Source organism: Nitrobacter sp. 62-23 (assembly GCF_001897285.1).
Lineage (GTDB): Bacteria > Pseudomonadota > Alphaproteobacteria > Rhizobiales > Xanthobacteraceae > Nitrobacter.
In genome coordinates this window covers 1-13,384 of the sequence record NZ_MKSM01000060.1, presented here as the reverse complement: position 1 = coordinate 13,384, position 13,384 = coordinate 1, and the positions used below count along the sequence as shown (strand labels likewise).

Below are 13,384 nucleotides of genomic sequence, written 5' to 3'. Positions count from 1 at the left end.
GATTCTAACATTTGCATCCCGTTGCGGCAGGGAGTTCCTGCAAATGTTAGAATCAAAGGACCACTAGAAACTATCAGGTTTCTAGTGGAGTTTTGAATGTGACATTCGCCTGGCAAGTTCGCTGCAAAATGGGTAGCGAATGTCAAATTCACTCCACTAGGATCATGATGATTTCGGATCGAGCAGATTCAAATCATGAACGTGATCGATTCCCGATATTTTGAGAAGCGGGATGCGGGCGGAAAACCGCACCACACTTTTCGTCATCCCGCTATGGGATATCTTCATCCCGCTCCGGGATCGCACGACACGGATGTCGCAGCGCTCATACCGGTACCGCCGATTTGTATTCCCGCACCACTTGCAGCGGGTTTTTCGGGAATCTCAAATTCAAATCGGCATCAAAATTGTAAAGTTGCTAGCGCCTGTTTCAACAGCGTTGAATCAGACCCGTCGCTTAGCTTTCTTGAGCATGATCTTGTCCGAAAGCCGGTTTCCACTTTTCGGGATCATGCTCCAGCACCCCGTTGCTTTTCGAAGTTCGTTAAAAAGGGTGCTGCAATGTCTCTCGAACTTCGGAAAGCGGCTACTCAGTGCGAGAGTCCGCGAAAGCAAGACAGATGGGAGAAGCGTCATGGCTGCTGCCGTATCTGATTATTTGCCTCATCAAAATCCGTGTGCGCAATGCGGCCACCCGATCGCCGCGCCGGTCTGGTTTGAACACGAACCGCGCCGGACCACGTATCTCTGGCAGTGCGCCAGCTGTGGCTACCGGTTCGAAGCGGTCGCGTTCTTCGCCGAAAGCAAAGGCGAGCCGAACGCGATCGCGGCCTGACGGCAGGCGCAGCGGCGGGGCATAGCGTCGCATCACCGTGCTTCCGAGCACATTCGGAGCGGCGGCCTCGATTTTTGTTGTCGCCGTTTGCGCGGGCGCCTTCCTTCATGGTTTCATTCTTCATGACTCCATTCGCGCGCCGTTCGTTTGCTGCGCGAGCGAATCCGGCCGTCAGTTTTTTGTGCGCGATCCGCTCATCAGCGCCCGGAACCCGAGCGGTCGGAAATGTTCCCGGGAACGAGTGCCCAAGTTGTGTGTTCTGGCTACTGAATTTCAAAACCGAAGGAGGTACACTGATGATTGCCAAGCACATCACCGTCGCATTGATCGGATCCGCGCTGCTGGCGACGGCGGCGGTCGCCCAGACGCCCGGCAGCACGAACACCATGAGCGCTCCGGCGGCTACATCCTCAGAGTCCGGCTATCACGGTGACTGGCGCTCGTCGAAGATGATCGGCCTTAACGTCTATAACGACTCCAACGAGAAGCTCGGCTCGATCAGCGATATGCTGTTGGACAAGAGTGGAAAGATCAACGCCGCGGTGATCGGCGTCGGCGGCTTTCTCGGCGTCGGCGAGCACCTGGTTGCGGTATCCTTCGACAAGCTGAAATTTGTCGATACGCCTGTGCCATCGACATCGACCTCGTCGACCTCCGGCGGCACGACTACGGGCACCACCACGGGTTCAACCACATCGACCTCGACGACATCGAAGTCCAATCCCTGGTACCCCGATCACGTGGTCTTCAGTGCGACCAAGGAGCAGTTGAAGTCAATGCCGGAATTCAAGTACTCCGAGTAGTCGGCGGATCGAAGCGGATTAAAGCGCGCCCGGTTTTGGCCGGGCGCGTTTTTGCGTGGGGCGCGCGAGCCAACCTCCCGAACATTATGGAGCCGGCAGCGTCCTGACCTCGACGTTCATGGCGCCCGTCGCCTCCGCGATGACACGCAGCGTTTTGGAATCAAAGGCGATGTCGGCGAGTTTCAGGCTGGTGATCTCGGCCCCGACGCGGACCCCGCCCTGGCTCCTCTGGAAATCCGCCATGACCGCGGCGATCTTCTCTCGCGCACTCGACGCGAACGGCTTGAGGTCGACCGTCGCCTTGTCGGCCAGAGCCTGTTGCAGATAGGGCATTGCGGCGTGCGCGGCGGCGCCGAGCAGGCCGAACGCCGCCTCGGATTCGACCGCGAGCCGGATATCGGTCAGCCGCAGGGTCTGTTGGGTCTGGTCGAGCACGGGCTTGCCCCAGATATGGACGGTGGCCTCGCCGCCGAAACCGAACCAGCTTTTCTTTTCCTTCGCATCGATCAACAGCGAGATCAGAAGCCGGTCGCCCGCTGCCGCGACGCTGGCCCGCCTGACGGTGACACCGACGGGGCCGCTGCCGTCCTCGGGAAAGGTCTTGCCGGCCAGCCGCGCCTCGATGATCCTGTTGATGTCGGTGAATGGCACGTCGATCGGAACGCCGATGCTCAGCCTGCCTGGCATGGCCGGCACGATGGCGAGCGTTGCGGGAAACGGACAGTCCGGTTTCGTCGCCGTGCCGGTGATCCGCGTTTCGGCCTCGATGCCGAGCGTCAACGTTACGTTGCTGGCATCGATGCGCGGCTGAACGGCGACGGCGCGCACCGGCTTCAGTTCGAGATACAGGTCCTGCAATCCGGCCGCGCCCTGCAATGGAATCGAGCGGCACATCTGTGCCCATTGCACGCGTGCGCTGTGCTCCAGGATCGGGTCGTTGCGGATGCGCTGTTGCAGGCTCGCGATCTGTTCGTTGACCGCACGGTCAATGACGGGCTTGACCTGAGAGGGAACGTTGACGCGGGCGCCGGCGACCGAAAGGTTGGTGTCACCGAGATGGACCTGCGCGGTCATGCCGGGATCGATGCGCCAATTCGCGGTCAGCACCGGCCGCGCCGTCATCACGACATTGCCCTTGATCTCGGCATTGGCGTTCAGGTTCTTGATATTCACGCGCCCGATCTGCTTGGCGACGTTGCCGCCGAGCAGGTTTCCAAGCGCGTTGCCGATCGCGCCCTCGGCCTCGGCCGACAGCGATCCCTTGACCTTGAGGGTGCCGCTCAGCGGCGTCGTCAGCGACAGCGTGTTGTCGGCGCCTGTGGCGCTGATCGCGCCGCGCGACGCGGTCCACCCGATGTCAGCGTTCTGAAGAATATGCGCGACCGGGTTGTCTGCCTTGCCGGCGAAGTTGCGCGGCGCGGCGCGCTCGGCGGCATCGCGAATGACGGCGAGCGGAATCGTGATCGGCGCGATGATGCTCGACGCGCGATTGACGGGGGGCAGCGGCGGCAATGCCGTGAGCACGGGCTTGTTGATTGCGGACGGCGACAACCAGTCCATGGCCTTGAGGCTGACGAAGAAGGACACCGCAAGGATTCCGGTGCCAAGCAGGATGGTCTTGAGGTTGAACTCAGGCCGCATTGGCTCCCCGACGAAAATTGCCCCGCGGCGAGTCTACAGGCAGCGGGCGATGGAGGCCAGCCGCACGGTTGCTGCCGTGACGCGAATCCAAAGACCTCGAGGTTCGCGAAAATATGCAAAAAATAAAGACCGGGGAGCAAGGCGCGGCTGGTCGCTATTTGACCGTTTCCTTGAAACGGTGAAACTCTAAAAAACGCCCAGCACGATCGCGCCGACGAAGGCGAGCGCGATATAGGCGGTCACGATGCTGATGCGGCCTGCGAAAGTCATGTGACGACTCCGTTGGTCCGTCGTAACGCGACAGGCTCGCAACCCGTTCCCAAGTTTCCATTGTGCGCCGCGGCAGTATCGTTAAAAATGTCTGAACGCAACGCGTTGAAGAAGCCTTAAATAAATTCGCCGAACTTGCGCGAATGACGCGCAGAGTTGCCTTGTATCTCGTCGGCTCCGTCGTCCTTGTGTCGCTGGCCGGTTGCGGGCGCGGTTTTTTTCAGACCGCGGAACGCGAGCCGTGGCGGGCCGAGGCTGAAGCTGCTTGTCTGAAATCCGGCGAGGTCAGGGAAAGCGCCGATCTCGTTCGCATCCGCCCGATCAACGGTCCCGGCGTCTGCGGCGCCGAATTTCCGCTGAAGGTCTCGGCGCTCGGGGAAAGTCCGGCCTACGGCTTTGCCGACGAGGATCTCCGGCCTCCAGCGCCGGTCGGCCGCAATCAGCCGCGCTGGCCGATTGCAAAGCCGTCCTACCCGCCGCCGTCATATCCTGAGACAGCCGCTCGTCAGCCCGCTTACGGCGGCGGCTCGAGCGGCCCGGTCTCGCTGACCGCGCCCGGTGTGCGTCCCGTCGAAGATGGGATCGAACTGCCGCCGGAAGGAACGCCGGATGCGGATCGCGCATCGTCCTATCCATCCGACGGTTACTCGCAATCATATCCGGGTTCGCAATCCCAACCTCAATCCCGGCTCTATAGCGGCGAGCGATCGTCCGCATATCCAGCAACGCCTGGATCGGGGGCGTCGTCACAACAGGCTTCGCCCTTGCCGCGTCTTGGGCCTGCGCGCGGGACGATCACCAGCGCGGTCGGGCCTGTCGCTGTGAAGCCGGCCGCGACGCTTGCCTGTCCGATCGTCTCGGTGCTCGATCGCTGGCTCGCGGATTCGGTCCAGCCGGCGGCGATGCGCTGGTTCGGCGCGCGCGTCGTCGAGATCAAGCAGATCTCCGCCTATTCATGCCGCGGCATGAACGGCAACCCCCATGCGCATATCTCCGAGCACGCCTTCGGCAATGCGCTGGATATCGCGGGATTCACGCTGGCGGACGGGCGATACGTGTCCGTGCAGCATGGTTGGAAGGGATTGCCGGAGGAACAGGGTTTCCTGCGCGACGTGGAGGCAACGGCCTGTCAGCGCTTCACCACGGTGCTGGCGCCGGGCGCGAACGTCTATCACTACAATCACATTCATGTCGATCTGATGCGCCGCGCCAGCCGGCGCACGATCTGCAAGCCGCCGGCGGTCTCGGGCGAGGACATCGCGGCGCGCGCCGGGCGAGGCTCATATGCCAGCCGCGAGCCTGCGGCGACGGGATCGCTCGGCGGCAGAGCGAGCCGTTCGCACCGTCATGACGCTGACGACGACGAGTAGCGCCCCCGATATTCGCAAAGCCGCCTGCCTGTGAACTCTTGAAATGGCGAGGGGTCCGGCGTGGCTGCGCCGAACCCCCCATTCGCAATATTCACAGTCGAACGCGTTTGTTTGACGCGCGCTTCGCGAACATATCAGCCGGCCTGTAAGCCGGGTTCTGTAGGGCATCGCGTGCCTGCGCACACGATACGTGACGGCCATTCCTCTGGGGCAACGTTTGCACGTCGCCTCCTGCGACCTACCCGGACAGCGGGCCCGACACGGCCCTGCGATGTTATCGCCGAAGCGAACCTTTCGCGATGCTGTCCCTATTCGGTTTTGCTCCCGGTGGGGTTTACCATGCCATCTCCGTTGCCGAAGATGCGGTGCGCTCTTACCGCACCTTTTCACCCTTGCCTTCCCCGGAGAGAAGGCGGTTCGTTCTCTGTGGCACTGTCCCTGGGGTCGCCCCCGCCGGATGTTATCCGGCACCGCATGTCGATGGAGCCCGGACTTTCCTCTCCCGGAAGCCTTTCGGCCGGAGCGGGAGCGGCCGTCCGGCCGACTGACGCGATACGCATGACGGTTGTGCGCGGCGGCGTCAAGCCACGCGTGTCCGATGGAACTCGCGCCGCCCGTTCACCGTTGAATCCCTTGCGGCAATGTCCGCAAAGGGAGGTTGGTCATGACCGATTTGCGCCTTTGGCGTTCGACCCACAGCGTTCCGGCCCACAGCGTTCCGGTCGACGACATGCGCGGGATCGCGCCCGAGGAGACGAACTATGCCATCGGCTGGGTGCTCAGTATGCTCCTGACGCTGACGGTGGTATGCGTGGTCTGGACGTTCGGTTTCTGAACCGAAAGCCGGCGCGTTTGACGAGACCCGCACCTGTTTCGGCGACAGAGCTGTTTGCGCGACATCCCGCCGCGTTGTGGCGGTGTGATCGACCAACATCTTTCCGTCACGGAGCAAACAGTGAGCACTGATCACCGAGCGGAACTGGACCGGCATTTTATCTGGTTCGAAAGCAAGATGCCGCCACGCCCGGCGAAATTCATGGGCTGGCTGCGCAGGCCGTCCTCGCGGCCGGTCCGCGTTCCGCTGGCGTTGCTGCTCACCGTCGGCGGTGTCTTCAGTTTTCTGCCGGTGCTGGGGCTGTGGATGTTGCCGCTCGGACTTATGCTGCTTGCCCAGGATCTGCCGTTCCTGCAAGCACCGATAGCGCGCACGCTCGGCCGGATCGAACGCAAATGGATCGAGCGAAAAGCCGCGAAGCGTCGATCGTAGCGCGTTTCCTCGGGACGACTCGCTTTGTAATCTTTTGCGGCAATATGACTCACACATCCGGCGGAGTGTGACTCAAATGCCAGTTCTGCATGAAAAACCGATGTAAAGAGGCGGTTGGCGGCAAGATTTGTCTTTAACGAATCAGTATGCTGATTCATTTTAGTCTCCCGGGTCAATCTGGAGACCAAGGTATGAACGTTATTGTTTTCGCATCGCGTAAAGGCGGCTCGGGCAAAAGCACCCTGGCTGCTCACCTTGCCGCGCAAGTTCATAAGGCCTCGAAGCCCTGCCTGCTGGTGGATGCCGATCCGCAGGGGTCGTTGACCCTTTGGCACAAGCTGCGCGGCACCAACGAACCTCCGATCCGGACAGCCAACCGCTCCGTCACCGAGATCATCAACTCGGCCAGGCGTGACGGCTTCGAGTGGGTCTTTATCGACACGCCGCCGAACCTGTCGGCGGTCGTCGACGACGCTATCCGGAATGCGACCATGGTTGTAATTCCCGCGCGGCCCGGCGTCTTCGATGTCAATGCAGTTCAGGACACCATCCAAACCTGCCGCTCAGCGCGCAAGCCTTATGCTGTCGTCGTGAACGGCGCGCCCGCAATGCGTGATGGCTCCGAAAGCCCGATCGTCGCCATTGCCCGCGAGGCTCTTGCGAAATTCCGCGCTCCGGTCTGGAGTGGTCAGATCACCAATCGCGCCGACCTGCTGCTGGCGCTTGCGCATGGTGAAGGCGCCCGCGAATACGATTCACAAGGCCGCGCGGCCTCGGAGATCGGACGGCTGTGGGCGGCGATCGAGCGGTCCGTCAAGGCGATCCGTGGCGCTGCGTCATCGAACGGGACCATGCACAAAAACGCGGCCTGACCCCGCATGCCGGAGTCTGTTTCAACTGCGTTGAGCCGGACTCGCCGCTCGTCTTTTTGTTTGAGCTGATAAAGCGCGCGGGTTTCGCGCGTTTGCCGTTTGCCGCCGTGTGCTTGCTGCGAGCTAGAGCTTTTCCGCTTCTGACGAAATCAGAAGCGGGGCTCTATGATTTTGATTTGACGCGTTTTCTTGACGCGAACCGGTACCCACTTTGCTCGAAAACGCTGTAAACGCATTATCCGGCGGGGCTGGCGGATTACGATGGCCAGCGCTGGGCCTTGCTGACCACGAAATCGCGGAAAGCCTGAACCCGCGCGACGGACTTCAGTTCTTCAGGATACACTAAATAGGTATCGAGCTGAATCGAAACGGATTCGCTGAACAACTGCACCAGGAGGTTGTTCTCGCCGACCAGATAGTCCGGCAACGCGGCGATGCCGAGGCCGTGCTGACATGCGTTGAACAAGCCCAGTATGTTGTTGACAATGAAGTACGGCTCGCGCGTTCCGGAGCCGTTGCGGCCGGCCTCGACCAGCCAGTTGCGGTTCTGGGGATGGACCGAGGGGTGCGTTTCGCTGAGCAGGACGATACGATGTCCGTCGAGTTCCTCCAGCGTCCGGGGAGTGCCGAAGCGCTTGACGTATTCCGTTGAGCAGTAGGCGTGGAAACCCATCGCAAACAGCTTGCGCTGAATGAGATCGGGTTGGGTTGGCTTCTGCGTGCGGATCGCGATGTCGGCTTCGCGCATCGACAAGTCGAGCTCTTCGTCGGTCAGAATCAGCGAGATCCGGATCTCCGGATAGAGCGCGGTGAATTCGCCGAGGCGGGGAATCAGCCAGTTGATGCCGATGCCAGGCGCCGTTGTCACCTTGAGATCGCCGCTTGGCCGCTCGCGGCTGTCGGTGAGCTTGGCGCGCGCCGCCTGCAATTGCATGAAGACTTCGTGCGCGGTGCGGAACAGCAGGTCGCCCTGTTCGGTCAGGATCAGCCCCCGCGCATGGCGATGAAACAGCGACACCGAGAGTTCCTGTTCCAGAGCGCCGACCTGTCGCGATACAGCGGACTGCGACAGCCCGAGCTGCTCGCCGGCATGCGTGAAGCTGCCAGCCTCGGCAGCCGCGTGAAACACCTTCAGCTTGTCCCAGTCCATGTCGGTAAAACCGCCGCGATTCCGAAGCATCGTTACTCTGCGGCCGCGCGGTCGCTCGCATGGGCTGCGAGAAACCGTTCGGCCTCCAGTGCGGCCATGCAGCCAAGGCCCGCGGCCGTGACTGCCTGCCGGTAAACCTCATCCGCGACATCGCCGGCCGCGAACAGGCCCGGCACCGACGTTGCCGTCGAGTTCGGAGCGACCTCGACATAGCCGGAGCTTTTCAGTTTGATCTTGCCGGCCACGAGTTCGGTGGCGGGCGCATGGCCGATCGCGATGAACACGCCGTCGGCCGAAAGTTCGGTGAGCGCGCCGGTCTTGACGTTCTTCAACCGGACATGAGTGACCTTGGGCGGATTTTCCGCGCCGCAGATCTCGTCGATCACGCTGTCCCAGATCACCTTGATCTTGGGATGCTTGAATGCGCGATCCTGCAGGATGCGTTCGGCGCGGAAGTGGTCGCGGCGGTGAACGAGGGTGACCTGCGCAGCGAAGTTGGTCAAAAACAGTGCTTCCTCGACGGCGGTATTGCCGCCGCCGACCACGATCACATTCTTGCCGCGGTAGAAGAAGCCATCGCAGGTGGCGCAGGCCGAGACGCCGAATCCCTTGAAGGCGTCTTCAGACGGCAAGCCGAGCCAGCGCGCCTGCGCGCCGGTGGCAAGGATCACGGTCTCGGCCAGATAAACCTCGCCGCTGTCGCAGGTCAGCCGGAACGGCCGCTGCGATACATCGAGCGAGTTCACCGTATCGGTGACGATCTTCGTGCCGACATGCGTCGCCTGCTTCTCCATCTGCTCCATCAACCACGGACCCTGGATCACGTCCGCAAAGCCGGGATAGTTTTCAACGTCGGTCGTAATGGTGAGCTGGCCGCCCGGCTGGATGCCCTGGATCAGCACCGGCTCCAGCATGGCGCGCGCGGCATAGATCGCCGCCGTATAGCCCGCCGGACCGGAGCCGATGATGACAACCTTGGCGTGGACGGGAGCAGGCATGGATTTGGGATCCTGTGGCGAGAAGCCGGCCGGCCGCGGGCAGCGAATGCCCATGGCAGGCGGCGGAAGGCGGGGAAAAACATCTAGATCATATATTGGATATCTGGCTAGCTATGCAGGATTTGCAACCCGTCACTGCAAAAATTCCTCTAAACGCCAAAGCGGGGCCTTGCGCAATAAAATTGCGCAGACGGCCCGATCTACGTTAAGAGGTTTACTGGAGATTCTCTCCGTTTCGAGCATGATCCCGCAAAGTGGAAACCGGTTTCGGAAAAGATCACGCTCAAACAAAAAGATAAGCGACGAGTCTGGTTCAACGCAGTTGGAACAGACTCTGGCGAGCATCGGGGTTTGCACGCGCGTGTCAAAAAGTTTGGACGAGATCGACCTCAAGATTCTGAGCGAGATTCAGGCCGATGGCCGGATCACTAATGTCGAACTGGCCAAGCGGGTCGGCATTTCGCCGCCGCCATGTCTTCGCCGGGTCCGGACGCTGGAAGAAGAGGGCTACATCCAGGGCTACCGGGGATTGCTCGATCCACAACGGCTCGGTTTCGAGGTCACGGTGTTCGCGTCTGTGCACCTGTCGAGTCAGGCCGACGCCGACCTGCGCGCATTCGAGGAATTCGTGCGCGGTGAGCCGCTGGTGCGCGAGTGCTGGATGCTGTCAGGCGAGGTCGACTTCATCCTGAAATGCGTGGCGCCCGACATGGCGACTTTTCAGGATTTCGTCTCGCATCTCACCGCCGCGCCGCACGTGCGCAACGTGCGAACCTCGCTTGTCCTGCATAGCTCCAAATACGCTGCGGCGGTGCCGCTGGAATTGAAGACGCCTGGCTAGAGACTTTCACCGTTTCATGGAAACAGTGAAAGACTCTAGTGGTCCAATTCTAACATTTGCATCCCGTTGCCGCAGGGAGTCCTTGCAAATGTTAGAATCAAAGGACCACTAGCAACTATCAGGTTTCTAGTGGAGTTTTGAATTTGCCATTCGCCTGACAAGTTCGCTGCAAAGTGGGTAGCGAATGTCAAATTCACTCCACTAGGCTCTTGATTTGACGCGTTTCTTCACGCGAACCGGATTCCATCCTCGGTCAAGCTCGAGGACATGCTTTGCTCGAAAACGCTCTCAGGTCGCAACAGGCGCGCGCCAAAGCCGCACCTGTCTGAGTGCCCGGCGTGAAGCCGAGCACGATGTTCAAGTACGCCCCAGGTCTTCAGGTCTTTTTGTGGATGATCCTGTCGAGGCTGATCGGACCGCCGCCGGCGAACACAAGATAGAAAAACACGAAGCAATATAGCGCGGCCAGTTCGCCGCCATTGACGATCGGCATGAAACCCTTCGGCTCGTGGACCATGAAGTAGGCGACCGCCGTCATGCCCGAGGCAATGAACGCCGCGGGCCGTGTGAACAGCCCGACCACCAGCAGTGCGCCGCCGACCAGTTCGATAACTCCCGCGGCCCCGACCATCGAGCCGATTCGCAGGTCGGCGAACATCGGCAACGCCGGAAAGCCGAGAAGCTTGGCAGTGCCATGCTGCATGAGCAAAAGTCCGCTCATGAAACGAAGCAGGCTGAGGACGATCGGCTGCAATTTGGAGATCTGATCCATGTTGGGTCTTTCCGTTGCATATTCCTGTCGCCCCACAGCTTACCTCGCCGCAAAGCTGAAACGAAACGTTCGCGACGCAAAATTGTTCCATGTTTGGAACACGTCGATGTTGGGAGTTTTCGCTTCTGGCACTATCAAAACTTCATATAAGTTATTGATTTTGCAAGTTTTATTCGCTCATTCCGACGTCCGGCATCGAGTGCTTGCATGACGGCTGCGTCATTGCGACCGGGCCGCGATCGTGGCTTGCCCCCGGCGAGGTCAGGGCTGAATGCAACGGATCATTTTGGGCTGACAGGAAAATCCGGTATTCGAGCACACCATCGGCTCGCTGCCGGCGCCGCGCGCGCAACTGGTGCAGCCGTCGCTCCACCGGCTGCAATTCGGCGGGCCATTCTGCATCCACAGTTCCTTCTGCTTCGGCGGCGGATGCTGCGGGATATCAATCTCGGCAGCGTGGGCGGCTCCGGCAATGCTTGCAGCGGTCATCGCTATTGCGAGGCTTGAACGGGAAAGCCGCATGCCGCTCTCATCCTGCGCTGCGAAGCCGAAATAAAATATGTCAGGATCTTCGCGGATACGCGACAGCGGAGAAAACCTCCGCTATCGCCACTCGACCTTGGTGATCTCGTAGGCTTTTGCGCCGCCTGGCGCGACGACCTCAACCGAGGAGCCTTTCTTCTTGCCGATCAGGGCGCGCGCGAGCGGAGAGGTGATCGAGATGCGCCCCTTCTTGGCGTCAGCCTCGGCTTCGCCGACGATCTGCCACACGGCCTTCTTGTCGGTGTCCTCGTCGATCAGCGTCACGGTGGCGCCGAACTTGATAGTGTCGCCGGACAGCTTGCTGACGTCGATGATGTCGGCGCGCGCCAGCTTATCCTCCAGCTCGGCGATGCGGCCCTCATTGTGCGACTGTTCTTCCTTCGCGGCGTGATATTCCGCGTTCTCCGACAGATCGCCATGCGAGCGCGCCTCGGCGATCTGCTCGATGATGCGCGGCCGGTCCACCGACTGGCGCTTCTTCAGTTCGTCTGCGAGGGCGGCATGTCCGCCTCGGGTCATCGGAACCTTCTCGACCATCTCACTTCGTCCTTCGCTTCGTCAGCGGTCCTTGAGGTGTTGCGCGAAGCTGCCTTCCGGTCCGCACCCGGGGCTGCAAACCGCATTGGCAACTCTATAATTCCAGTGTTGGTTTGGTTCAGAAGTTCGCTTGGCAACTCGCCGAGGCACTGAAAGCGAACTTCTGAACCACCACACTAGCTGTTTTACGACCGGCCTGGGTTAGAAAACATCCCCGTGGCCGGCAGGTTCCGGCTAGCCGGGGTTCCTGGAACCATATCGCGCTTAGGTCTCGGAAAAATAGCTCTGCAAGGTGCGAACCTCAAGGTCTCCGCCCAGATAGGCACGGATACCCTGCGCGGCCGCCACGGCGCCCGAAAGAGTGGTGTAATACGGCACTTTATGCAAGAGGGCGGCCCGTCGCAGCGAGCGGCTGTCGGCCAGCGCCTGCGGTCCCTCAGTCGTGTTGAACACCAGTTGCACCTCGCCGTTGGTGATAGCGTCGACGATGTGCGGCCGGCCCTCCAGAACCTTGTTGATCTTCTCGGCCGGAACGCCGCTGTCGGACAAATAGCGCTGCGTCCCCGACGTCGCCATCACCCTGAAACCGGCCGAGGACAACAGCTTCACCGTTTCGAGAATCCGCACCTTGTCGGTCTCGCGGACAGAGACAAACACGGTGCCCTTGCGCGGCAGACGCGTGCCACTGCCGAGCTGGCTCTTGGCAAAGGCGATCTCGAACGAGCGGTCGATGCCCATCACCTCGCCGGTCGATTTCATTTCCGGGCCGAGCACGGTATCGACGCCGGGAAAGCGCGCGAAGGGGAAGACCGATTCCTTGACGCCGACATGGCCGAGCTTCTGCGGCTTGAGCTTGAAGGAGGACAATTTCTCGCCGGCCATGATCCGCGCTGCGATCTTGGCGACGGGAAGGCCGACCACCTTGGCGACGAACGGCACCGTGCGCGAGGCGCGGGGGTTCACTTCGAGCACGTAGATATCGCCGTCCTTGATGGCGTATTGCACGTTCATCAGGCCGATGACGTCGAGACCGAGCGCGAGTTCGCGGGTCTGCCGCTCCAGTTCAGTGATGGTGGCGGCGTCGAGCGAGCGCGGCGGCAGCGAGCAGGCCGAATCGCCGGAGTGGATGCCGGCTTCCTCAATATGCTCCATGATGCCGACGACGTAGGTGTCCTTGCCGTCGCAGAGACAGTCGACGTCGATCTCGGTGGCATCGGAAAGGTAGCGGTCGAACAACAGCGGGTTGGTGCCGAGCACGGTGTTGATCTGGCCGGTCTTGTCGTTCGGATAGCGCGCCTTGACGTCGGCGGGCACAAGCTCGGGCAGCGTGCCGAGCAGGTAGTCGCCGAGCTGGCTGTCCTCGCGGATGATCTGCATGGCGCGGCCGCCCAGCACATAGGAGGGCCGCACCACCAGCGGCAGGCCGAGATCGGCCGCCACCAGCCGCGCCTGCTCCACCGAATAGGCGATGCCGTTTTTCGGCTG

General features: G+C 61.2%; 12 protein-coding genes, 1 other RNA gene and 1 pseudogene. 7 read left to right on the top strand and 7 right to left on the bottom strand.

All coding sequences use genetic code 11. The annotated features are described in order from the left end of the window. The first annotated feature begins 634 nt into the window (after positions 1-634). Complete coding sequence (locus BGO16_RS04975; protein WP_292617482.1) at positions 635-835, top strand: hypothetical protein; 201 nt, start codon at positions 635-637, stop codon at positions 833-835. A 296-nt stretch (positions 836-1,131) separates the two neighbouring features. Then, complete coding sequence (locus tag BGO16_RS04970; RefSeq protein ID WP_292617481.1) at positions 1,132-1,638, top strand: PRC-barrel domain-containing protein; 507 nt, start codon at positions 1,132-1,134, stop codon at positions 1,636-1,638. 84 nt (positions 1,639-1,722) lie between these two features. Here BGO16_RS04970 and BGO16_RS04965 read toward each other — a convergent pair whose 3' ends face one another. After that, positions 1,723-3,279: a DUF4403 family protein gene (locus BGO16_RS04965; protein WP_292617480.1), complete on the bottom strand. Its 1,557-nt coding sequence runs from the start codon at positions 3,277-3,279 to the stop codon at positions 1,723-1,725. Between the two features lie 413 nt (positions 3,280-3,692). Between BGO16_RS04965 and BGO16_RS04960 the strand changes: the two genes are divergently transcribed. Then, positions 3,693-4,919 (top strand): extensin family protein, encoded by a 1,227-nt coding sequence (locus tag BGO16_RS04960; RefSeq protein ID WP_292617479.1) that lies wholly within the window; start codon positions 3,693-3,695, stop codon positions 4,917-4,919. 130 nt (positions 4,920-5,049) lie between these two features. Here BGO16_RS04960 and rnpB read toward each other — a convergent pair. Next, positions 5,050-5,467: RNase P RNA component class A (gene rnpB / locus BGO16_RS04955), an RNA gene on the bottom strand. A 116-nt stretch (positions 5,468-5,583) separates the two neighbouring features. Between rnpB and BGO16_RS04950 the strand changes: the two genes are divergently transcribed. The 3 genes from BGO16_RS04950 (at position 5,584) to BGO16_RS04940 (ending at position 7,058) form a co-directional block, all read left to right on the top strand. Beyond that, positions 5,584-5,754 carry a hypothetical protein gene (locus tag BGO16_RS04950; RefSeq protein WP_292617478.1) on the top strand — a complete coding sequence of 57 codons (171 nt, stop codon included), beginning with the start codon at positions 5,584-5,586 and terminating at the stop codon, positions 5,752-5,754. 177 nt (positions 5,755-5,931) lie between these two features. Continuing rightward, a complete protein-coding gene (locus tag BGO16_RS04945) occupies positions 5,932-6,186 on the top strand; it encodes a hypothetical protein (RefSeq protein ID WP_292617483.1) in 255 nt (84 codons plus the stop codon). 191 nt (positions 6,187-6,377) lie between these two features. Further along, on the top strand, positions 6,378-7,058 hold the full coding sequence (locus BGO16_RS04940) for a ParA family protein (RefSeq protein ID WP_292617477.1): 681 nt from the start codon (positions 6,378-6,380) through the stop codon (positions 7,056-7,058). A gap of 256 nt (positions 7,059-7,314) precedes the next feature. Here the strand turns inward: BGO16_RS04940 and BGO16_RS04935 are convergent, their stop codons facing one another. Both BGO16_RS04935 and trxB read right to left on the bottom strand, forming a co-directional pair. Further along, complete coding sequence (locus BGO16_RS04935; RefSeq protein WP_292617476.1) at positions 7,315-8,238, bottom strand: LysR family transcriptional regulator; 924 nt, start codon at positions 8,236-8,238, stop codon at positions 7,315-7,317. Between the two features lie 2 nt (positions 8,239-8,240). Then, positions 8,241-9,206: a thioredoxin-disulfide reductase gene (gene trxB / locus BGO16_RS04930; protein ID WP_292617475.1), complete on the bottom strand. Its 966-nt coding sequence runs from the start codon at positions 9,204-9,206 to the stop codon at positions 8,241-8,243. Between the two features lie 361 nt (positions 9,207-9,567). On the opposite strand from trxB, the gene BGO16_RS04925 reads away from it, so the two are divergent. Beyond that, positions 9,568-10,047: an Lrp/AsnC family transcriptional regulator gene (locus BGO16_RS04925; protein WP_292617474.1), complete on the top strand. Its 480-nt coding sequence runs from the start codon at positions 9,568-9,570 to the stop codon at positions 10,045-10,047. A 376-nt stretch (positions 10,048-10,423) separates the two neighbouring features. Here BGO16_RS04925 and BGO16_RS04920 read toward each other — a convergent pair whose 3' ends face one another. The 3 genes and pseudogenes from BGO16_RS04920 to BGO16_RS04910 all read right to left on the bottom strand — a co-directional run. Beyond that, positions 10,424-10,819, bottom strand: coding sequence for a DoxX family protein (locus BGO16_RS04920; protein ID WP_292617473.1), 396 nt, complete (start codon positions 10,817-10,819; stop codon positions 10,424-10,426). A 603-nt stretch (positions 10,820-11,422) separates the two neighbouring features. Then, the gene (gene greA / locus BGO16_RS04915; RefSeq protein ID WP_292617472.1) at positions 11,423-11,899 is read right to left on the bottom strand and encodes a transcription elongation factor GreA; all 477 of its coding nucleotides are present in this window, start codon (positions 11,897-11,899) and stop codon (positions 11,423-11,425) included. 264 nt (positions 11,900-12,163) lie between these two features. Beyond that, positions 12,164-13,384 (bottom strand): annotated as a pseudogene (locus tag BGO16_RS04910) (carbamoyl phosphate synthase large subunit); the annotation flags it as partial.